Origin of the sequence: Rahnella sp. ATs2 (assembly GCF_051851855.1) — a bacterium.
In the GTDB taxonomy this organism is placed as follows: domain Bacteria; phylum Pseudomonadota; class Gammaproteobacteria; order Enterobacterales; family Enterobacteriaceae; genus Rahnella; species Rahnella variigena.
The window spans coordinates 65,958-86,217 of the sequence record NZ_JBLYPL010000017.1 but is presented as its reverse complement, the minus strand read 5'-3'; the positions used below and the strand labels follow the sequence as shown (position 1 = coordinate 86,217).

The window sequence follows — 20,260 nt, the reverse complement described above, 5'->3', positions numbered from 1 at the left end:
TCCTGTTGCTTTTCATGATCCACCTGCGATTATAGAGAGCTTGGTCGCATGAATTACGGGCATTCATAAAATGAAAAACGCTTTACGCTGGTCTCTGGCCGCGACGATATTATTTTCTCTCTCCGGTTGCGGACTGAAAGGGCCGTTGTATTTCCCACCACCGGAAAAATCAACTACTCAGAAAACCAGTAATGTTCCAGGTACTGCTAACGACGGTTCATCGCAGCAGAAAGGTGTATCACCAGAAGATCTCACGACTAATTCCAGAGATTAACCGGCCTGTGCCGGGGGTTTCGTGCAACGCTGCCGGAGCCCTTTCCTTCAGGGATCATCGCGACTGGATTTGACCAGCGGTAAACGGAGTCAGTTATGCAGTTCTCCAAAATGCACGGCCTGGGTAACGATTTTATGGTCGTTGATGCCGTCACTCAAAATGTCTACTTCTCGCCTGAGTTGATCCGCCGTTTGTCCGACCGTCACCGTGGCGTGGGTTTTGACCAGCTGCTGGTGGTAGAGCCACCTTATGACCCCGAATTAGATTTCCACTACCGCATTTTCAATGCCGACGGCAGCGAAGTGGCGCAGTGTGGCAACGGCGCGCGTTGCTTTGCCTGCTTTGTCCGCATTAAAGGTCTGACCAACAAACGCGACATTCGCGTCAGTACGCAGACTGGTCGTATGGTGCTGACGGTAACGGAAGATGAGGAAGTTCAGGTCAACATGGGCGAGCCGGTGTTCGAGCCGCAACAGGTTCCTTTCCGTGCAGTGAAACCGGAAAAGACCTATATTCTGCGTGCAGAAGAGCGCACAGTATTTTGCGGCGTCGTGTCGATGGGAAACCCGCACTGCGTATTGCAGGTCGAGGATGTATTAACGGCTGAAGTCGACATTCTCGGGCCGATGCTGGAAAGCCATGAACGTTTCCCCGAGCGTGTGAACGTCGGGTTTATGCAGATCCTCAGTCCGGAAAGCGTGAAATTACGCGTGTACGAACGGGGCGCCGGTGAAACACAGGCGTGCGGAAGTGGTGCCTGTGCCGCCGTTGCGGTAGGTATCCAGCAAGGGTTACTTGCTGAAGAAGTTCAGGTGGAACTGCCGGGAGGCAGCCTCGAAATTCGCTGGAAAGGGCCGGGTCATCCGCTGTATATGACCGGACCTGCCACTCATGTTTACGACGGATTTATTCATCTATGAACAATCTTGATGACCAGATTGAACCGGTGATAGCACTCGACGACGACAGCGTGATGCAATATCTGCTGCAAAACCCGGATTTCTTTATTCGCAATGCCCGAAGTGTCGAGCAGATGCACGTACCGCATCCGGTGAAAGGCAGTATTTCGCTGGTTGAATGGCAGCTCGGACGTCAGCGTCATCAGATTGCGCAGCTTGAAGAAGAAATTACCTTGCTGATGGAGCAGGCCTCGATCAACGAATCGCTGTTCGGACGGATGATCGAACTGCAGGCCACACTTGCGGCGGCCAGCAGTTTGCAGGATATGCTGAATCGCCTGCAGCGCTGGGCGCGCAGTCTCGGACTGGCGGGCGCCAATGTGCGTCTGTTCAGTGAGGGCTGGCGTATCGGCGCGCCTTCCGATTTCACTCATCTGGCAGTAAGTCGCAGCGCATTTGAATCGATGCGTATTCAGCGTCTGGGCGAAACTCCGCATTACCTTGGTGGTCTGAACGGCCCGGAACTGTTGCTGTTATTACCTCAGGCCAAAGCCGTCGGTTCTGTCGCGCTTTCCCTGATGGGCGAGCAGGGTGAACTGGGCGTACTGATTTTCAGCAGCCGTGATCCGCAACACTATCAGCCGGGAATGGGCACCGTCTTACTCAATCAGCTGGCTAAAATGTTACCCGGCCTGCTGGAACGTTGGATCGAACGGGTATGAGCCACACCGAATCGCCTCTGTATCCCGCGGTCGAGGCGTTTCTGCGTTATCTGCACGTTGAACGTCAACTCAGCCCGCTCACCACGACTAATTACAGCCGCCAGTTAGAAGCCCTGATCGCCATCTCCGGCGAGATCGGTATTTCCAACTGGCAGCAACTCGATGCACCAAAAGTCCGTATGTTACTGGCGCGCAGTAAACGCGCCGGTTTAGGGCCTTCCAGTCTGGCGCTGCGCATGTCTTCACTGCGCAGTTTTCTCGACTGGCTGGTGCGTCAGGGCGTATTGAGCGCCAATCCTGCCAAAGGGATTTCTACCCCGCGTTCTCCAAAGCATCTGCCAAAAAATTTTGATGTTGATGAAGTGAATAAACTTCTTGAAATCGACCTCAACGATCCGCTTTCCGTGCGCGACCGCGCGATGCTGGAAGTGATGTACGGCGGGGGACTGCGTCTTTCTGAACTGGTGGGTATCGACTGCAAGCATATCGATATGGCTTCCGGCGAAGTGCGCGTGTTGGGTAAAGGCAGCAAAGAACGCAAAGTGCCGATCGGGCGCACAGCCGTCACCTGGCTGGAACACTGGCTGGAACGTCGTGGTCTGTTTAATCCGCAGGATGACGCGATGTTTTTGTCGAGCAAAGGCAGCCGTATTTCTGCGCGTAATGTTCAGAAGCGTTTTGCCGAATGGGGCGTGAAACAGGGTGTGAACAGCCATATTCATCCGCATAAACTGCGCCACTCGTTCGCCACGCACGTGCTGGAATCCAGCGGCGATTTACGCGCGGTACAGGAATTGCTGGGTCACGCGAACTTGTCCACCACGCAAATCTATACCCATCTGGACTTTCAACATCTGGCGACGGTTTACGACGCCGCGCATCCCCGCGCAAAACGAGGAAAATCATGATGAAGTTCTATCGTCCGCTGAAACGCATTGAAGCGATCACCTTCGATTTAGACGACACGCTGTATGACAATTACGATGTTATCCGTCGTACCGATTCTGAAACGCTGAAATCGATTCAGGGTTTCCATCCGGCGCTGGCCGATATGGCACCGGACACCATCCGCCTGATGCGCGCAGAATTGCTGGCAGACGACGCGGAAATTTATCACGACGTCACCGAATGGCGTCGTCAGGCGGTATTGCTGGCGATGAAACGCGCAGGTCTGAGCGAAAGTGATGCCACGCAGGGCACGAAAGCTGCGATGGAAACCTTCGCCCTGTGGCGCAGCCGGATTTATGTTCCGGGTGAGAATCACGACGCGCTGGCCGCCCTGGCGGAACGCTGGCCTTTAGTGGCGATCACCAACGGCAATGCCGATCCGCACGCCTGTGGTCTGGCGCAATATTTCCAGTTCACCTTGCGCGCTGGCGATCACGGCCGTGCAAAACCTTACGCTGACATGTATAAAAAGGCGTCAATGAAGCTGGATATCCCGCTGGAAAACATCCTCCATGTGGGTGATGACCTGACGACGGACGTCGCGGGTTCCGTGCGTTGCGGGATGCAATCGTGCTGGATTAATTTGCGCGAAGGCGACCTGATGCACATTAAGGATGCCCGTCTGTTACCGCATATTGAGATTTCGCAGTTGGCATCGCTGACAGCATTGCTATAATCCCTTCTTAAATTACTCTGTATAAATTCACAGTAGAAAAGCATTCACCGGGTGAGTGCTTTTCTCATCCTGACAAACGGTGCCTATGGACGTTTCTGACCTGCTCGACAGCCTGAATGAAAAACAACGTGAAGCCGTGGCCGCGCCGCGCAGCAATCTGTTGGTACTGGCCGGGGCAGGCAGTGGCAAAACCCGCGTGCTGGTTCACCGCATCGCGTGGCTGCTGGCCGTCGAAAAGTGTTCGCCGTATTCCATTATGGCGGTCACCTTCACCAACAAAGCGGCGGCAGAAATGCGCCACCGTATCGACCAGCTGATCGGCACCAGTCAGGGCGGCATGTGGATTGGTACCTTCCACGGCCTCGCGCACCGTTTGCTGCGTGCGCACCATTTGGACGCCAATCTGCCGCAGGATTTCCAAATCCTCGACAGCGACGACCAGATGCGTCTGATCAAGCGTCTGATCAAAGCGCTGAACATCGACGAGAAACAGTGGCCGCCGCGTCAGGCGATGTGGTACATCAACGGCAAAAAAGATGAAGGTCTGCGCCCGCAGCACGTTGAAACTTATAACAATCCTGTCGAAGCGACCTGGTTACGCATTTATCAGGCCTATCAGGAAGCCTGCGACCGTGCCGGTCTGGTGGATTTTGCCGAGTTATTGCTGCGCGCCCACGAACTCTGGCTGAACAAGCCGCATATTTTGCAGCATTACCGCGAACGCTTTACCAACCTGATGGTGGACGAATTCCAGGACACCAACAGCATTCAGTACGCGTGGATCCGTCTGCTGGCGGGCGACAACAATAACGTGATGATCGTCGGCGACGATGACCAGTCGATTTACGGCTGGCGCGGTGCGCAGGTCGAAAACATCCAGCGTTTCCTGAAAGATTTCCCGAATGCGGAAACTATCCGTCTGGAGCAGAACTACCGTTCGACCAGCACCATTCTGAAGGCTGCTAACTCGCTGATTGAAAACAACAACGGCCGTATGGGTAAAAACCTGTGGACTGAAGACGGCGAGGGCGAACCGATTTCACTGTATTGCGCATTCAACGAACTGGATGAATCGCGCTTTGTGGTTAACCGCATCAAAACCTGGCAGGACAACGGTGGTGCGCTGAAAGATTGCGCCATTCTTTACCGCAGCAACGCCCAGTCGCGTGTGCTGGAAGAAGCCTTGTTGCAGATGGCGATGCCGTACCGTATTTACGGCGGCCAGCGGTTCTTTGACCGTCAGGAAATCAAAGATGCGCTGGCGTATCTGCGTCTGATGGCTAACCGTAATGACGATGCAGCGTTCGAGCGCGTGGTGAACACCCCAACGCGCGGCATCGGCGACCGTACGCTGGATGTGGTGCGTCAGACAGCCCGTGACCGTCAGCTGACCATGTGGCAGGCCACGCGTGCATTGTTACAGGAAAAGGTTCTGGCAGGCCGTGCCGCGTCTGCTCTGCAACGCTTCACCGAACTGGTTGACGCACTGGCGCATGAAACCTCAGACATGCCGCTGCACGTGCAGACTGACCGGGTGATCAAAGACTCCGGCCTGTTCATCATGTATGAGCAGGAGAAGGGTGAAAAAGGCCAGGCGCGTATCGAAAACTTAGAAGAACTGGTAACGGCAACGCGTCAGTTCAGCTATCAGGATGAAGACGAAGACCTGATGCCGTTGCAGGCATTCCTGTCCCATGCCGCGCTCGAAGCAGGCGAAGGGCAGGCGGATGCCAATCAGGACGCCACGCAGCTGATGACACTGCACTCGGCCAAAGGGCTGGAGTTCCCGCAGGTGTTTATCGTCGGCATGGAAGAAGGTATGTTCCCGAGTCAGATGTCACTGGAAGAAGGCGGGCGTCTGGAAGAAGAACGCCGTCTGGCGTACGTCGGCGTTACGCGCGCCATGCAAAAACTCACCCTCACTTACGCTGAAACCCGCCGCTTATACGGCAAAGAAGTGTCGCATCGTCCGTCACGTTTCGTCGGTGAATTGCCGGAGGACTGTGTCGAAGAAGTCAGGATGCGCGCCAATGTTTCGCGTCCGATGAGCAACCGCAGCGTCGGCACGCCAACCAGCGTCAGCGATACCGGCTTCAAACTCGGCCAGCGCGTCATGCATCCAAAATTCGGTGAAGGCACCATCGTTAACATGGAAGGCAGCGGCGAACACAGCCGTCTGCAGGTGGCGTTCCCGGGGGAAGGGATTAAGTGGCTGGTCGCCGCCTACGCCCGCCTCGAAGCCGTCTGATTTTTAACTCCCTCCCCTGCGAAGGGGAGGGTTGGGGTGGGGTATTAAGGTCAAAAACCAACGTTTAAGCGTACTTTAACGTTGGTTTTGTCTTTTTAAAACCCCCTCCCAGCCTCCCCCTTCGCAGGGGGAGGAGCCGAAAGGCTAGAGGCTAGAGGCTAAAAATTTCACCCACTTCGGCTTTCGCATACCATTCCAGCGTTTCTTTCACGCCTTCTTCGCCTTCCGGCGGGGTGCCTGGCAGATAATCTTGTTCCTGCACTGGCTGATACGCGCCGTGTTTCACTTCAAAAATCACGCCACCTTCGTCGAGGGATAACACGCTGTGCCAGGTGTTGGCCGGGATTTCAAGCAGGCGGGTTTCTGCGCCGAGCCACAGACGGTCGGTGACTTTGCCGCTGTTATCGTAAATCAGCACCAGAAAACGTCCGCGCAGGGCGGTCAGCATTTCCCAGGTATGCGGATGGCGATGGATGCGCACGTAAGTGCCCGGTTCCATCGCAATGGCCAGACGTTGCACGTCATCTTCCGGCGCCGGATGGATATTCAGATTCTGGCGCAGTCGCGGGGAGTGAGCGGCTTTGGTGATCAGATCACACAGCGTGTCCTGGTTTATTTGTTTAATCATTTCAGTCTCTGCCTGAGAAGTCTGGTAACGGAGAAATTCGGTGCCTGAGTGTAGCCAAAAAAACGATCAGACATAAGCCGCTAAAGGTTATCAACACCGCCTGAAATTTATGCATAAATGTTGCCAGAATAGATTTGTTCGCGGTTGACAGTCTTTTTATTACCGGCGTAACATGCGCGCACTATTATCAATGAGGAACTGCGCCTTGGACACACCCAGTAGATACTGGCTCAATAACCTGTTTTCCAGGTACCACTTCTAAGGCCCTCCTCATTGCTGATGGCCTTAGTGGTTGTCAGCGACCCCCGTTCTGTCGCTGTGAGTCAGATCTGAAGTTGGTCTGAATTACGCCGGTGACATTTTTCACTCCGTGATTTTCTGTGCTTCAACGCGTTGTCCACTTTCCGTAATTTTTGGGAGAACGGGCACATGCTGAGTGCTTTTAAATTAGAAAACAGCCGCTTATCCCGTTTAGAGCTGGACGAGTCAGACGATCTCAAAACTTCACTGTGGGTCGATCTGGTTGAGCCTGACGATCAGGAACGTGAGCGTGTTCAATGCGAATTAGGGCAAAGCCTGGCGACGCGTCCGGAACTGGATGACATCGAAGCCTCTGCGCGTTTCTTTGAAGACGAAGACGGTCTGCACATTCACTCCTTCTTTTATTACGAAGATGCCGACGATCATGCCGGTAACAGCACCGTCGCCTTTACCGTGCGCGAAGGCCGTTTGTACACCCTGCGTGAACGCGAGTTACCGGCGTTTCGTCTCTACCGTATGCGTGCCCGCAACCAGAAACTGGTCGATGGTAATGCGTATGAACTGCTGCTGGATTTGTTCGAAACCAAAATCGAACAGCTGGCGGACGAAATCGAAAACATCTACAGCGATCTGGAAAAACTCAGTCGTGTGATCATGGAAGGGCATCAGGGCGACGAATATGACGCGGCGCTTTCCACGCTGGCAGAACTGGAAGATATCGGATGGAAAGTCCGTTTATGTCTGATGGATACCCAGCGCGCGCTGAATTTCCTGGTGCGCAAAGCCCGTTTACCGGCAGGTCAGCTGGAGCAGGCGCGCGAGGTGTTACGCGATATCGAATCCCTGCTGCCGCACAACGAATCCCTGTTCCAGAAAGTGAACTTCCTGATGCAGGCGGCGATGGGCTTTATCAACATCGAACAGAACCGCATCATCAAGATTTTCTCGGTGGTTTCCGTGGTGTTCCTGCCGCCAACGCTGGTGGCCTCCAGCTACGGGATGAACTTCGAATTCATGCCTGAGCTGAAATGGTCATTCGGTTATCCGGGCGCGATTGCACTGATGATCCTCGCCGGTCTGGCACCTTATTTGTACTTCAAACGCAAAAACTGGTTATAACCTGCGATGCTGATGGAAAGGATGGTTCCGGCGGGGCAGTGGTTTATCCTCGTCGTTTCCTCGCTGATTCTGGGCATTATTTTTCAAACCTTCCATGTGCCAGCCGCACTGTTACTGGGGCCGATGATTGTCGGCGTCATCATGGGGCTGCTGGGCGCCAGCGTGCGTATTCACCCGCTGTTTTTTAAACTCTCTCAGGGGGTTTTGGGCTGCATGATTGCCCAAAGCCTGTCGCCGTCGATATTACCCCCGTTACTCAATGACTGGCCGCTGGTGCTGATGGTGCTGGTGGCGACGCTGCTGGCCAGCGGGCTTTCCGGCTGGCTGCTGGTACGTTTTAGCCAGTTACCCGGCCCGACCGGTGCGTGGGGCTCATCGCCGGGCGGTGCCAGTGCGATGGTGGCTATGGCCGGTGATTTTGGTGCTGATGTGCGTCTGGTGGCGTTTATGCAGTATCTGCGCGTGCTGTTTGTGGCCACAGCGGCCGCATTTGTGGCCCGTATGGCGATGGGCGACAGCGCGTCACTGGCGGCGGCGGTGGTGTGGTTTCCGCCGCTGACGTGGCGTTTCTTTGCGACGCTATTTCTGGCGGTGGCCGGTGTCTGGCTGGGGCCGCGTCTGCGAATTCCTTCCGGCGCATTGCTGCTCCCGGCCATCGCCGGCGCGGTTTTGCATTCCACCGGTACCGTGGCCTTAGAAGTGCCGGAATGGCTGCTGGCGATGGCCTATACGCTGATTGGCTGGAGTGTCGGATTGCGCTTCACGCGCCCGATTTTCAAACTGGCTTTGCGCACGCTGCCGCAGATGATTGCATCGATTATCGGGCTGATGCTGATTTGCGGCGGTATGGCGTGGGTGCTGACCAAACTGCTGGGCGTAGATATGCTGACGGCGTATCTGGCGACCAGCCCGGGCGGACTGGACACCGTGGCGATTATTGCGGCGGGCAGCCATGCGGATTTAGGATTTGTGATGGCGATGCAGACGTTGCGTCTGATCACCATCCTGGCAACCGGTCCGGCGATGGCGCGCTTTATATCACGCAGCGCTGTGCCCGCTTCTTCCTCGTCGTAAACGGCCCTGCGTATACAGCGCATCCGTGATAAAGCACAGCAGACCGACCCAGATAAAGCCGAAGGTGATGAGCTGTGATGTGTTAACAGTTTCACCGTAGAACAGCACTGCCAGCAGGAACATCAGCGTCGGCCCCAGATACTGGAAAAAGCCCAGCGTCGAAAGCTTCAGGCGGGCGGCGGCGGCAGTGAAGAACAGCAACGGGATGGTGGTAATAATCCCGGCAGCCATCAGCAGCAAATCAAGCGACCACGGATTTGCGGCCAGATTACTGGTCGGGCTGTTGGCGATAAAGAACAGGTAAATCCCGGCGACCGGCAGCAGCCATAGCGTTTCAATCAACATGCCGGTTTGCGAGTCCACACCGATTTTTTTACGCAGCAGGCCGTAAAAGGCAAACGTCAGTGACAGGCCGATGGCGATGACCGGCACCGAACCAAAAATCCACACCTGAATCAGTACTCCGGCGAAAGCCAGCGCGACGGCAAACCACTGCAAACTTCGGAATCTTTCCCGCAAAAACAGCATGCCGAGCACCACATTGACCAGCGGATTGATAAAGTAGCCGAGGCTGGCTTCCAGAATGTGATCATGATTTATCGCCCAGATAAAAATCAGCCAGTTCCCACCGACAAGCAGGGCGGTAATCAGTAACATGCCGACTTTCTTCGGTTGTGCAAGTACCCGCCGGACATCGCCCCAGCTTCGGCTGACGGAGAGCAGCACTAACATAAAGAAGAATGACCAGATCACCCGGTGAGTCAGAATTTCGTCAGCAGGCACCTGTTTGATCAGCTTGAAGTACGCGGGCGCGACTCCCCAGATCAGATAGGCAATAAAGGCAAAAATAACACCTTGCCGGGTACGATGTGCGTCCATGTGGTACCTGAAAATGAGTAAGGAAAGAAGCGGAGTTTACCTGATTTCAGCCGACCATATAGGTCGCCGTGGTCGTGGCGATGTGAACGCCGGTATCGCTGTGCAAATCCACGCGCGCAACGGACACTTTATTGCCGGCGCGGACCAGGCTTGCCGAGGCAATAAAGTAGTCGCCACGGCCCGGACGCAGATAATCAACGCGCAAATCAATGGTGCCCATTTTGGATAACCGCTGGCGCATTTCCGCTTCCAGTAACGGATGATCCGGCTTGTCACGGCGGATCAGTGAACTGGTCACACAAACCAGACCGGCGGCGACATCCAGCACCGCCGCAATCACGCCGCCGTGCAGGATTTTTTGTGCGGCATTGCCCACCAGTTTGGTCTGGTTGGTAAATTTTAACTCTGCGTAGTCGCAGTCGAGACGTTTCAGCTCGAGGCCCAGTTCGCGGTTAAACGGCATATCGTAAACGAAAATATTGCCGATCAGTTGCAGGGCGGCCTCGTGGCTGAGAGATGAAGCAGACATGAATAAATTCCTGACGAAAACGAGTGGATCGTATGTTCGCCGAAAAAGTTAACGAAGTGTTGATTTTAGGTGCGGGCAGGATGGATTTCTACCGGGCGAAGGATAAATGTATTCAGTACTCATGTAGAAATGTATTTGTGTGTAAAATGCCCTGCTTTGAGATTTCCGGATTGTAGTCTGCGCATTGCCGGCCGGGCGGAAGGCTGATTATCAAAAAATAATGAATCAATAACTTTAGGGTGAGGGTAAGGAATAATGCGTAAAAATTGGGCTGTCGGTGCCACGCTGTTGGCGTTGCCATTGTTGGGCTATGCAGAGGAAGCCACGGTACAGGAAGTACATGATAAACCTGCTGTGCGCGGAAGCATTATTGCAAATATGCTGCAAGAGCATGACAACCCGTTCACGTTATATCCTTATGAACCCAACTTTCTGATTTACACCGATACCAGCAATATCAACAAGAAAGCGATTGAGTCTTACGACTGGGCAGATAAAGCACGTCACGATGAAGTCGAGTTCCAGCTCAGCCTGGCATTCCCTCTGTGGCGCGGTATTGCGGGTGATAACTCGGTTCTCGGCGCGTCCTACACGCAAAAATCATTCTGGCAGCTTTCTAACAGCGGGCAGTCTTCACCTTTCCGTGAGACCAACTACGAGCCACAGCTTTTCCTGGCCTGGGCAACGGATTACGATGTCCTCGGCTGGACATTGCGTGAAGCAGAATATGGTGTCAGTCACCAGTCTAACGGTCGCTCCGACCCGACGTCCCGCAGCTGGAACCGTGTGTATGCCCGTTTCATGGCGCAGCACGGCAACTGGCAGGTTGATCTGAAACCCTGGTATCGCATCCCTGAAAGCGATGAAGATGACGACAACCCGGACATCGCCAAGTACATGGGCTATTACCGCCTGAAAGTTGGGTATGCGTGGGGCGACAGCGTGTTCAGCGTCGAAAGCCGTTACAACTGGAATACCGGTTACGGCGGCGCGACGACCGGCTGGAGCTACCCGATTTCCAAACAAGTTCGCTTCTATACTCAGGTATTCAGTGGTTACGGCGAGTCATTGATCGACTATAACCATAAGCAGACCCGTATCGGCGTCGGTATTATGCTTAACGACATTATGTAATCCCCGCCATACTTCTGGTTGCAGTTGCGTTGGCTGCATCGCGGATTATTTAGGGTATATTATGTCGGTGCAGTACAGCCCCGGCGGCTTTAGGGCTTAGCCGGGTGGTTTGAACAGTTGGGGAATTGAGTGTCTACGGCGGCAGTGATAAACAAAGAAGAGCTGGCTCATCAGGTATTACGCGATACCTTCGGTTATCAGCAATTCAGACCAGGCCAGCAAACTATCATCAACACCGCCATTTCTGGCCGGGATTGTCTGGTAGTGATGCCAACAGGCGGCGGTAAATCGCTGTGCTATCAAATCCCCGCACTGGTGATGGACGGCCTGACGCTGGTGGTTTCGCCGCTCATTTCCCTGATGAAAGATCAGGTCGATCAGCTGATGGCCGCAGGCGTTGAAGCCGGTTGCCTGAACTCGACGCAAACCCGTGAGCAACAGCTGGAAGTCATGGCCGGTTGCCGCGCGGGACGTATCAAAATGCTGTATATCGCGCCAGAACGCCTGATGATGGGCGATTTCCTGGAACAGCTGCAACAGTGGAATCTGGCAATGCTGGCTGTCGATGAAGCCCACTGTATTTCCCAATGGGGCCACGATTTTCGTCCGGAATATCGCGCCCTTGGCCAGCTGAAACTGCGTTATCCGCAACTGCCGGTGATCGCCCTGACCGCGACCGCCGATGAAGCCACACGTAACGATATCGTCCGCCTGCTGGAACTGAATGACCCGCTGATTCAGGTCAGCAGTTTTGACCGTCCAAATATCCGTTACACGCTGGTGGAAAAATTTAAGCCGCTCGATCAGCTGATTCGCTTTGTGCAGGATCAGCGCGGCAAAAGCGGCATCATTTACTGTAACAGCCGTGCCAAAGTTGAAGACACCGCAGCGCGATTGCAAAGTCGCGGGCTGAGCGTTGGCGCTTATCATGCCGGACTGGATAACGAAACCCGTGCCCGCGTGCAGGAAGGTTTTCAGCGTGATGACCTGCAAATTGTGGTTGCCACCGTCGCCTTCGGTATGGGCATCAACAAGCCTAACGTGCGTTTTGTGGTGCACTTTGATATTCCGCGCACCATTGAATCTTATTATCAGGAAACGGGGCGTGCCGGACGTGACGGCCTGCCAGCGGAAGCGGTATTGCTTTACGATCCGGCCGATATGGCCTGGTTGCGCCGCTGTCTGGAAGAGAAACCGGCTGGCGCCCAGCAGGATGTTGAACGCCACAAACTGAATGCCATGAACGCATTCGCGGAGGCGCAAACCTGTCGACGCCTGGTGCTGCTCAATTACTTTGGCGAAGGTAAACAGAACGCCTGCGGTAACTGCGACGTGTGCCTGGATCCGCCAAAACGCTACGACGGCTTGCTGGACGCGCAGAAAGCGCTGTCCGTTATCGCACGCGTCGGGCAACGTTTTGGTCTGGGTTATGTGGTCGAAGTATTGCGCGGCTCGAACAATCAGCGTATCCGTGAATACGGCCACGAGAAGCTGTCGGTTTATGGTATCGGCAAAGAACACAGTAACGAGCACTGGACCAGCGTGGTTCGCCAGCTGATCCACCTCGGGCTGGTGATGCAAAACATCGCCATGCACTCTGCGTTACAGCTGACAGAATCTGCGCGTCCGGTGCTGCGTGGTGAAATCCCGCTTCAGCTGGCGGTGCCACGAATTCAGACGCTCAAAATTAAAAGCAGTGCCAGTCAGAAAACCTACGGCGGAAATTACGACCGTAAGCTGTTTGCTAAATTGCGTAAACTGCGTAAGTCACTGGCGGATGATAATAATGTGCCGCCATACGTGGTATTTAACGACACGACGCTGCTGGAAATGGCTGAACATCTGCCGGTCAGCGCGAGTGATTTGCTCGACATCACCGGTGTCGGTCAGCGTAAGCTGGAGAAATTCGGTCGGCCATTTATGGCGATGATCCGCGATCACATCGATAACGGCGACGAGTAAGAATTCTGTTTCCTACACATAACACAGAGAGTTAATCATGCTGATGCTATTCCTGACGGTTGCGATGGTTCATCTGATCGCGCTGATGAGTCCGGGACCGGACTTCTTCTTTGTCTCACAAACCGCCGCCAGCCGGTCGCGTAAAGAAGCCATGATGGGCGTGATTGGCATTACGCTGGGCGTGCTGGTGTGGGCCGCCGTTGCGCTGATGGGGTTGCATCTTATTCTGCAAAAAATGGCCTGGTTGCATCAGATCATCACCGTCGGCGGCGGATTGTATCTGTGCTGGATGGGCTGGCAACTGCTGAAATCTGCACGTGCTAAGAAACAAAACGGCGATGATACACCGGTGGCTCTGCCTGCCCGTGGCCGCACGTTTATGCGCGGACTGCTGACCAATCTTTCTAACCCGAAAGCCGTCATTTACTTCGGCAGCGTGTTCTCGATGTTTGTTAGCGACAGCGTCAGCGGCGGCGAGCGTCTGGGCATATTCCTGCTGATCGTCGTGGAAACCCTGGCCTGGTTCTCATTAGTGGCACTGGTCTTTGCCCTGCCTAAAATGCGTCGCGGGTATCAGCGTCTGGCGAAATGGATTGATGGCGTGGCGGGTGTGGTGTTTGCAGGCTTTGGTGTTGCCTTAATCATCAACCGCTGAGCAAATTAGCCGGTTAATAAAAAAGGGTTCGGTTGATGCCGGACCCTTTTTGCATTCTGAGAAATCAAACCTTCCGCGCACTCGCCAGCAACACACCCACCAGCATAAACAGCGAGCCAAAGATGCGGTTCAGCAACTGCATTTGTTTCGGTGCTTTCACCCAACCGGCGATGCGGGTGGCCAGCGTGGCGTAGCCGATCATCACAATGATATCGACAACCACCGTGGTGACACCCAGTACCACGTATTGTGCAGCCTGAGGTTGGTGCGCAATGATAAACTGTGGAAATAGTGCAGCCAGAAATACAATGCTTTTTGGATTGGTCAGGTTCACCAGAATGGCGCGTTTGAACAAACGGCGTCGCGGCATACTGCTGGCGAGCGCGTTCAGGTCAATCGCACCGGCGGAGCGCCACTGGCAAATACCCAGCCAGATCAGGTAGGCGGCGCCAAACCATTTGAGAAACTCAAAGGCCAGCAGCGATGATGAAATCAGCGCGCCCAGCCCGATACCGACCAGCACGATGTGGATCGCTAAACCGAGTTGTAACCCGGCAATTGAGGCCACAGCACCACGATAGCCGTGGCTGATGCCGGTGCTCATGGTGTTAATCGCGCCGGAACCGGGTGATAAACTTAAAATAGAAGTGGTGAGCAGGTAGGTTAACCACCAGTCCAGTGTCATTGCGAGACTCCCTGAGTACGTTTTAGGTTGTTTTATGGCACAATACGCCATTGTCTATAATTGCGCTATAGCTCACAAATAACACTTTCATCCTCCCTGTTTGACGACTTTGGATCATTGAATGCCTGCGAATTATGCGAAGTGGTTAACACGTGAGAAGGAGTTTGCAGCCTTTGCGACCGGGCCTTTGCTGGATTTCTGGCGGACACGCGAAGAAGGCGAGTTTAGCGGCGTTGATGATGTTCCTGTCCGTTATGTCCGGTTTTGTTCGCCTGCTCACGATAAAGTCATCGTTGTGTCACCGGGTCGTATAGAAAGCTACGTAAAATATCCCGAAGTGGCCTACGATTTATTCCATTGCGGCTACGATGTCATGATTGTCGATCACCGTGGTCAGGGACGTTCCGGGCGTATGCTCGATGATCCGCATTGTGGTCACGTGAAGCACTTTGACGATTATGTCGAAGATTTCGACCGCTTTTATCAGCTGGAGGTTGCGCCGCGTCAGTACCAGAAAAAGTTTGCGCTGGCACACTCTATGGGCGGGGCAATTCTGGCGTTGTATCTGGCAAAAAATCCGCAGAATTTCGATGCTGCGGCGTTACTGGCGCCGATGACCGGTATTTATTTGCCGATGCCGGGATGGTTATCGCGCCGTATCCTTAACTGGGCGGAAAATCGTCCGGTTCGTCGTGATGGCTATGCGCTGGGTACCGGCCACTGGCGGCCGCTGCCGTTTGTAGTCAACCAGCTGACGCACAGCCGCGCGCGTTATCGCCGCAATTTGCGGTTTTACGCCGATTATCCTGAGTTGCAGGTTGGCGGACCTACCTATCACTGGGTGCGTGAAGGCATTGAGGCGGGGATGCATATCCTGAAAGAAGCCGAAAAAATCACCACTCCTGTTCTGTTATTGCAGGCGAGCGAAGACCGTGTGGTGGATAACCGGTCCCATCTTGCTTTTTGTCAGGCCATGGCCGTTGCGGGGCACCCTTGTGAAGGGGAAAAACCGCTGGTCATCGAAGGCGCGCGCCATGAGATCCTGTTTGAACGGGACGACCTGAGGGCACAGGCGCTGGACGCTATCATGCGCTTTTTTGCGCGACAGCTTTAATCCGCGGTTCGCCGCGCACAACTCCATCAGAGGTTAGAACCTAACGCTATGTACCATGTTGTTGCTTCCGATTTAGATGGCACGCTGCTATCACCTGATCATACCCTGAGCCCGTTCGCCAAAGAGACGCTGAAACTGCTGACTCAGCGCGACGTGCATTTCGTTTTCGCCACCGGGCGTCACCATATCGACGTGGCGCAGATGCGCGACAATCTGGAAATCAGTGCGTACATGATCACCTCCAACGGTGCGCGCGTGCATAACACCGACGGCGACCTGATTTTCTCGCACAATCTGGATGAAGACATCGCCAGAGACCTGTTCGGCATCATGCATAACAACCCGGATATTCTGACCAACGTTTATCGTAATGATGACTGGTACATGAACCGTGACCGCGCCGATCAGGATGATTTCTTCCGTGAATCCGTTTTTAAATACAAACTGTATGAGCCGGGTTTGCTGGAAACTGACGGTATCTGCAAAGTGTATTTCACCTGTGAAGATCACGAAAAACTGTTGCCACTGGAAGAAGCGATCAATGCGCGCTGGGGCGATCGTGTGAACGTCAGCTTCTCACTGCCGGTATGTCTGGAAGTCATGGCAGGCGGCGTGTCAAAAGGTCATGCGCTGGAATATGTTTCCAAGCTGATGGGCTATTCCCTGAAGGATTGCATCGCTTTTGGTGATGGCCTGAATGACCTTGAAATGCTGACCATGGCCGGTAAAGGTTGTCTGATGAGCGGTTCATTGCCACGACTGAAAGCCGCCATGCCGGATGCAGAAATCATCGGATCCAACGCCGACGATGCCGTGCCGCATTACCTGCGTAAGATGTATCTGGCTGAAGAAAGCTAATCAGTTTTAAAGCAAAGTCGTAAAACAAAAGTCGTAAAACAAAAGTCGTAAAACCAAAGCAGGGTATTCACTCTGCTTTGGTGGTTCCCGCCTCTGATCCTGCCTAATCTGCACTTACTGAAATGCCCAGATGTTGCCACAAATCCGCCAGCGGCATTGTCGCCAGCGCAATACACTCATCGGCGGCCCCGTAGTAAATTTTCAGCGTGTCCTTTTCAAGTAGCGCGCCGCAGGTAAAGACTACGTTGCCAAAGAATCCTTCTCTCTCGTAAATCGCTTCCGGTTGTAACAGCGGCGCTGAGGATTTAGCAATAATTTTCAATGGATTATGCAAATCGAGCAGCATGGCGCCGAGGCAATAGCGCTGATCTTTATCCACGCCGTGATAAATCTGTAACCAGCCACGTGCCGTTTTCATCAGCGGGGCGCCACCGCCCAGTTTCAGCGCATCCCAGTCGCCGGACGCGCTGCCGAGTAAATGGCGATGATTGCCCCAGTGCAGCATGTCCGGGGATTCACAGATCCAGATCTCCGGCTTACCAAAATGTTTGGGCGAAGGACGGGTCAGCGCCTGATATTTGCCGTTAATTTTTTCCGGGAAGAAACACACGTCGCGGTTATCCGGGCAGAAAATCACGCCTTGTTTTTCCACAGCAATAAAATCGGTGGTGGTCGCCAGTGCGGTAGAAATGCCATACGGCGAAATGGCCGAATAGTTAATGTAGTAAACACCGTCTATCAGCGTAATTCGCGGATCTTCGCAGCCGAATTGCTCATATTGCGTATCGGCGGTTAAAAATGGCTGAGTATCCACAATAAAATCTTCACCATTCTGACTTCTCGCTAACCGCAGATGCGACATGGAGGTCAGCCAGATAACCGAAGGATCGGCTTTCAGTGCAATCATTCTGGGGTCACTGAAGTCATAGGCCGGGTCGTCCCGTTGAAAACGTTTAGTGCCCGGATGCCAGGTATTTTGCCGGTTCACCAGAAGCGGTACTTCCAGACAATTGGCGTCCGTTGAGACCACGCTTTCCGCAACACGAAGCAGTAGCAGGGTTTCATCCTGATACGAACACACGCCTGCATTAAATACACAATCGACCTTCCAGCCGGGCTGGGAAGGGATGATATCGGCAGGTGTTAACAGCGGATTTTTATCACTTCTGAGTATTTTCATGGTTTACCTTTTTGATAAGAATTTGGTTTTTTTCCAGCAGCGGTTCATCCGCGCCGAACAAGACGGGATTGCCATCGCCATAACCTACGTTGACGACCGTCGCGCCGAAATTGATCATCACTTCCAGACATTCCCCTTTCAGAAAGCGGCGGAATATCAGGCATTGTTTAAACAGCGTGAGGTACTCATAGTGACCACGCTGAAGCGCAGGATGGCTATTTCTCAACGCAATCAGTTGCTTATATGCGCTAAAAATCGAATGTGAGCACTTACTCTCTGTTGCGACGTTTACTTGCCCTTCGCTGTTATTGGCTGGCGTCCAGGGAACGGGTAAGCGGGAGGCATCACGGCAGAAAGGCAATGAGTAAGTAAGTGCTTGCTCTTTACGCATACCTTTTGAGATTGCGGTGTGATATTGAGTGATGCCCTGAATATCCCGCATTTGTTGCAAATTCTGCGGGACAAAATCCGTCATGCCGATTTCCTCACCCTGAAAGATGAAAGGCAGACCACGGGCGGTCATTTGCAGGGCGAAAACGGCCACCGCACGGGGAACATCCCGGGAGGATTCACCGAAGCGACTGATCATGCGTGACATATCATGGCTGGAAAAAAACAGCGTCGGTAAGCCGGGCAGCGTGGCTTCCATAGCCTGCATTTCGGCGAAGATCGCGGTGATATCGAAGTGTTTCTGGCTGCCAAGATTAAAATTGAAGACCACGTCCAGCAGCTCCGCACCCTGATAAGGCGCCATCACCGGCAATACTTCACTGCCCACTTCGCCAATCAGCAGGAATTCCCCTTGTGCACGGATATGGCGGCACAGGCGCTTCACTACATCGAGCACACCGGGCTGATTGATATCTTTTTCATGAGGTGGCTCTGCGCCCGTTTCGGCTGGCGGGTGATCGTCCCCGATGCCATCGGTGGTCAGAAAATTAATCACGTCAAAACGGAAACCGTCGACGCCGCGGGCTATCCAGAAATCGAAGATTTTTTTAATCTCACGCTCAACGGCAGGCTGAGACCAGTTGAGGCAAACCTGCTGAGGCGAGAATTTATGGTAGTAACTGGCCGTTCCGCCGGGCTCCTGTGTCCAGGCTGAACCGCCGAAGAAAGAGGTCCAGTTATTAGTTTGCTCACGAAAGAAAAAGAAGTCGCGGAAAGGGCTGTCAGGCTGGCTGAGCGCTGCCTGAAACCAGGGATGCTGATCTGACACGTGATTAATTACCACGTCGATCACCAGCAAAATGTCGCGCTGATGACAGGCTGCAATCAGTTCATCAAAAAGCGCTAACGTGCCAAAACGCGGATCAACAGCGCAGTGGTCGCTGATGTCATAGCCATTATCCACCAGCGGAGACGGGTAAAAAGGCGTCACCCAGATACCGCCAATGCCCAGCTCAGCCAGATAATCCAGCTTAGAAATCAGACCTTGAAAATCGCCCAATCCGTCCGTATTACCGTCGCAGAAAGACGGCAAATACACCTGATAAAATACCCGTTCCTGCGCTGTTTTCAGGTTATTCATCATTCATGCCTGTTATTTAAGTGAAAGCGACATCCCTTCCAGGAAATGCTTCCTGAAGAGGATAAACAAGACGACGATCGGCAAAGTTTGTACCACCGACCCCGCCAGAATCGGGCCGACATAGACGCTGTAAGATTTACTGAACGTCGCCAGCAGAACGGAAAGCGGCATTTTGTTAGCGTCCTGCATCACAATCAGCGGCCAGAGGAAATTGTCCCAGGCGCTGGTGAAGGTAAATATTGCGACGATAGCCAGAATGGATTTATTGAGAGGCAACATGACATGGAACAGAATTTTGATTAGACCGGCGTGATCTAATCTCGCGGCATGAATATAGTCATTGGGCGTGCCTTTAAAACTCTGGGAAATCATAAAAATACCCCAGCCATTCATGACAAACGGTAAAATAAGTGCGCCATACGAATTAAGCATGCCGAGTTCCCGCATAAGTACAAAATGCGGAATAATAAACATGAATGCCGGGAAAACCATTTGTAAGATCAGCAGGTTTTTAAAAATACTCCGGCCTTTGAATTCCATTTTTGCCAGCGCATAACCTATTAAACAGGAACTCAGTGTGACGCACACTGTAATGGTTAATGTAATGAAAATGGAATTAAACAACGTGCGAAGAAAGGGTTTTTCCGCTTTACCGTTGCCGTCGAACAGGAAAGTATAATTATCGAATGACAGCGGGCCGGAAAAAAGCGAAGTGGTATAAATATCAGCGGTGTTTTTAAAAGAACCGATTAGCATCCATAAATAGGGATATAACCAGGTGATGGCCAGCACAAACATCAGCAGATGGATCACCACAGAACTGAGTGTTCTTTTCAGCGAATATTTTTGCACAGGAGAGGCTGTCGGCATCTGTGCAGTTTTAG

The 20,260-nt window shown here is 53.4% G+C and carries 21 protein-coding genes; 14 read left to right on the top strand and 7 right to left on the bottom strand.

All coding sequences use genetic code 11. From position 1 onward, the window contains the following. Positions 1–70 precede the first annotated feature (70 nt). The 6 genes from lptM (at position 71) to uvrD (ending at position 5,767) form a co-directional block, all read left to right on the top strand. The gene (gene lptM, locus ACJY2G_RS18270; RefSeq protein WP_112290268.1) at positions 71–274 is read left to right on the top strand and encodes an LPS translocon maturation chaperone LptM; all 204 of its coding nucleotides are present in this window, start codon (positions 71–73) and stop codon (positions 272–274) included. A gap of 95 nt (positions 275–369) precedes the next feature. Further along, the gene (gene dapF, locus ACJY2G_RS18265) at positions 370–1,194 is read left to right on the top strand and encodes a diaminopimelate epimerase (RefSeq protein WP_439291979.1); all 825 of its coding nucleotides are present in this window, start codon (positions 370–372) and stop codon (positions 1,192–1,194) included. After that, complete coding sequence (locus tag ACJY2G_RS18260; RefSeq protein ID WP_112290265.1) at positions 1,191–1,895, top strand: DUF484 domain-containing protein; 705 nt, start codon at positions 1,191–1,193, stop codon at positions 1,893–1,895. The genes dapF and ACJY2G_RS18260 overlap by 4 nt, the downstream gene beginning before the upstream one ends. Beyond that, the gene (gene xerC, locus ACJY2G_RS18255) at positions 1,892–2,803 is read left to right on the top strand and encodes a tyrosine recombinase XerC (protein WP_439291978.1); all 912 of its coding nucleotides are present in this window, start codon (positions 1,892–1,894) and stop codon (positions 2,801–2,803) included. Before ACJY2G_RS18260 ends, xerC begins: the two co-directional genes overlap by 4 nt. Next, complete coding sequence (gene yigB, locus ACJY2G_RS18250) at positions 2,803–3,519, top strand: 5-amino-6-(5-phospho-D-ribitylamino)uracil phosphatase YigB (protein WP_159282718.1); 717 nt, start codon at positions 2,803–2,805, stop codon at positions 3,517–3,519. The genes xerC and yigB overlap by 1 nt, the downstream gene beginning before the upstream one ends. Positions 3,520–3,604: 85 nt before the next feature. Continuing rightward, on the top strand, positions 3,605–5,767 hold the full coding sequence (gene uvrD / locus ACJY2G_RS18245; protein ID WP_112290261.1) for a DNA helicase II: 2,163 nt from the start codon (positions 3,605–3,607) through the stop codon (positions 5,765–5,767). A 151-nt stretch (positions 5,768–5,918) separates the two neighbouring features. On the opposite strand, the gene ACJY2G_RS18240 is transcribed toward uvrD, so the two are convergent. After that, positions 5,919–6,395 (bottom strand): WbuC family cupin fold metalloprotein, encoded by a 477-nt coding sequence (locus ACJY2G_RS18240; RefSeq protein WP_112291325.1) that lies wholly within the window; start codon positions 6,393–6,395, stop codon positions 5,919–5,921. A gap of 205 nt (positions 6,396–6,600) precedes the next feature. On the opposite strand from ACJY2G_RS18240, the gene ysgD reads away from it, so the two are divergent. From ysgD to ACJY2G_RS18225, 3 genes are all read left to right on the top strand, one after another. Then, entirely contained in the window at positions 6,601–6,657 is a 57-nt protein-coding gene (gene ysgD, locus ACJY2G_RS18235; protein WP_369921081.1) for a YsgD/CorL family protein, read from the top strand. A 167-nt stretch (positions 6,658–6,824) separates the two neighbouring features. After that, on the top strand, positions 6,825–7,775 hold the full coding sequence (gene corA / locus ACJY2G_RS18230) for a magnesium/cobalt transporter CorA (protein ID WP_095924204.1): 951 nt from the start codon (positions 6,825–6,827) through the stop codon (positions 7,773–7,775). Between the two features lie 21 nt (positions 7,776–7,796). Next, positions 7,797–8,849, top strand: a complete 1,053-nt coding sequence (locus tag ACJY2G_RS18225; protein WP_369921078.1) for an AbrB family transcriptional regulator — start codon at positions 7,797–7,799, stop codon at positions 8,847–8,849. Here ACJY2G_RS18225 and rarD read toward each other — a convergent pair. After that, a complete protein-coding gene (gene rarD / locus ACJY2G_RS18220; RefSeq protein WP_120162796.1) occupies positions 8,814–9,728 on the bottom strand; it encodes an EamA family transporter RarD in 915 nt (304 codons plus the stop codon). The genes ACJY2G_RS18225 and rarD overlap by 36 nt on opposite strands. A gap of 46 nt (positions 9,729–9,774) precedes the next feature. Next, positions 9,775–10,257 carry a thioesterase family protein gene (locus ACJY2G_RS18215; RefSeq protein WP_113878087.1) on the bottom strand — a complete coding sequence of 161 codons (483 nt, stop codon included), beginning with the start codon at positions 10,255–10,257 and terminating at the stop codon, positions 9,775–9,777. A 255-nt stretch (positions 10,258–10,512) separates the two neighbouring features. Here ACJY2G_RS18215 and pldA point away from each other — a divergent pair, with 255 nt between their 5' ends. From pldA to rhtC, 3 genes are all read left to right on the top strand, one after another. Then, entirely contained in the window at positions 10,513–11,391 is an 879-nt protein-coding gene (gene pldA, locus ACJY2G_RS18210; RefSeq protein ID WP_120162795.1) for a phospholipase A, read from the top strand. A gap of 129 nt (positions 11,392–11,520) precedes the next feature. Further along, entirely contained in the window at positions 11,521–13,353 is a 1,833-nt protein-coding gene (gene recQ, locus ACJY2G_RS18205; RefSeq protein ID WP_430320591.1) for an ATP-dependent DNA helicase RecQ, read from the top strand. 37 nt (positions 13,354–13,390) lie between these two features. Continuing rightward, a complete protein-coding gene (rhtC, locus tag ACJY2G_RS18200; protein WP_112291317.1) occupies positions 13,391–14,008 on the top strand; it encodes a threonine export protein RhtC in 618 nt (205 codons plus the stop codon). A gap of 64 nt (positions 14,009–14,072) precedes the next feature. Here the strand turns inward: rhtC and rhtB are convergent, their stop codons facing one another. Beyond that, positions 14,073–14,693 carry a homoserine/homoserine lactone efflux protein gene (gene rhtB / locus ACJY2G_RS18195; protein ID WP_112291315.1) on the bottom strand — a complete coding sequence of 207 codons (621 nt, stop codon included), beginning with the start codon at positions 14,691–14,693 and terminating at the stop codon, positions 14,073–14,075. A gap of 121 nt (positions 14,694–14,814) precedes the next feature. On the opposite strand from rhtB, the gene pldB reads away from it, so the two are divergent. Then, positions 14,815–15,807, top strand: a complete 993-nt coding sequence (pldB, locus tag ACJY2G_RS18190) for a lysophospholipase L2 (protein ID WP_112291313.1) — start codon at positions 14,815–14,817, stop codon at positions 15,805–15,807. Between the two features lie 48 nt (positions 15,808–15,855). Continuing rightward, a complete protein-coding gene (gene yigL, locus ACJY2G_RS18185) occupies positions 15,856–16,665 on the top strand; it encodes a sugar/pyridoxal phosphate phosphatase YigL (protein WP_113878084.1) in 810 nt (269 codons plus the stop codon). A 103-nt stretch (positions 16,666–16,768) separates the two neighbouring features. Here yigL and ACJY2G_RS18180 read toward each other — a convergent pair whose 3' ends face one another. The 3 genes from ACJY2G_RS18180 to ACJY2G_RS18170 are packed head-to-tail and all read right to left on the bottom strand — an operon-like array spanning position 16,769 to position 20,246. After that, complete coding sequence (locus tag ACJY2G_RS18180; protein WP_167459661.1) at positions 16,769–17,839, bottom strand: glycoside hydrolase family 130 protein; 1,071 nt, start codon at positions 17,837–17,839, stop codon at positions 16,769–16,771. Continuing rightward, complete coding sequence (locus ACJY2G_RS18175) at positions 17,826–19,376, bottom strand: alpha-amylase family glycosyl hydrolase (RefSeq protein ID WP_430320609.1); 1,551 nt, start codon at positions 19,374–19,376, stop codon at positions 17,826–17,828. The genes ACJY2G_RS18180 and ACJY2G_RS18175 overlap by 14 nt, the downstream gene beginning before the upstream one ends. Before the next feature lie 12 nt (positions 19,377–19,388). Then, positions 19,389–20,246, bottom strand: coding sequence for a carbohydrate ABC transporter permease (locus ACJY2G_RS18170; protein WP_430320608.1), 858 nt, complete (start codon positions 20,244–20,246; stop codon positions 19,389–19,391). Positions 20,247–20,260: the final 14 nt, after the last annotated feature.

Coding starts and splice junctions, on each gene's coding strand:
- ACJY2G_RS18260 (WP_112290265.1), top strand. CDS start 1,191: ATGAACAATCTTGATGACCAGATTGAACCGGTGATAGCACTCGACGAC.
- xerC (WP_439291978.1), top strand. CDS start 1,892: ATGAGCCACACCGAATCGCCTCTGTATCCCGCGGTCGAGGCGTTTCTG.
- ACJY2G_RS18240 (WP_112291325.1), bottom strand. CDS start 6,395: ATGATTAAACAAATAAACCAGGACACGCTGTGTGATCTGATCACCAAA.
- rarD (WP_120162796.1), bottom strand. CDS start 9,728: ATGGACGCACATCGTACCCGGCAAGGTGTTATTTTTGCCTTTATTGCC.
- pldB (WP_112291313.1), top strand. CDS start 14,815: ATGCCTGCGAATTATGCGAAGTGGTTAACACGTGAGAAGGAGTTTGCA.
- ACJY2G_RS18215 (WP_113878087.1), bottom strand. CDS start 10,257: ATGTCTGCTTCATCTCTCAGCCACGAGGCCGCCCTGCAACTGATCGGC.
- pldA (WP_120162795.1), top strand. CDS start 10,513: ATGCGTAAAAATTGGGCTGTCGGTGCCACGCTGTTGGCGTTGCCATTG.
- yigL (WP_113878084.1), top strand. CDS start 15,856: ATGTACCATGTTGTTGCTTCCGATTTAGATGGCACGCTGCTATCACCT.
- rhtC (WP_112291317.1), top strand. CDS start 13,391: ATGCTGATGCTATTCCTGACGGTTGCGATGGTTCATCTGATCGCGCTG.
- ACJY2G_RS18175 (WP_430320609.1), bottom strand. CDS start 19,376: ATGAATAACCTGAAAACAGCGCAGGAACGGGTATTTTATCAGGTGTAT.
- ACJY2G_RS18170 (WP_430320608.1), bottom strand. CDS start 20,246: ATGCCGACAGCCTCTCCTGTGCAAAAATATTCGCTGAAAAGAACACTC.
- lptM (WP_112290268.1), top strand. CDS start 71: ATGAAAAACGCTTTACGCTGGTCTCTGGCCGCGACGATATTATTTTCT.
- yigB (WP_159282718.1), top strand. CDS start 2,803: ATGAAGTTCTATCGTCCGCTGAAACGCATTGAAGCGATCACCTTCGAT.
- ACJY2G_RS18225 (WP_369921078.1), top strand. CDS start 7,797: ATGGTTCCGGCGGGGCAGTGGTTTATCCTCGTCGTTTCCTCGCTGATT.
- corA (WP_095924204.1), top strand. CDS start 6,825: ATGCTGAGTGCTTTTAAATTAGAAAACAGCCGCTTATCCCGTTTAGAG.
- rhtB (WP_112291315.1), bottom strand. CDS start 14,693: ATGACACTGGACTGGTGGTTAACCTACCTGCTCACCACTTCTATTTTA.
- uvrD (WP_112290261.1), top strand. CDS start 3,605: ATGGACGTTTCTGACCTGCTCGACAGCCTGAATGAAAAACAACGTGAA.
- dapF (WP_439291979.1), top strand. CDS start 370: ATGCAGTTCTCCAAAATGCACGGCCTGGGTAACGATTTTATGGTCGTT.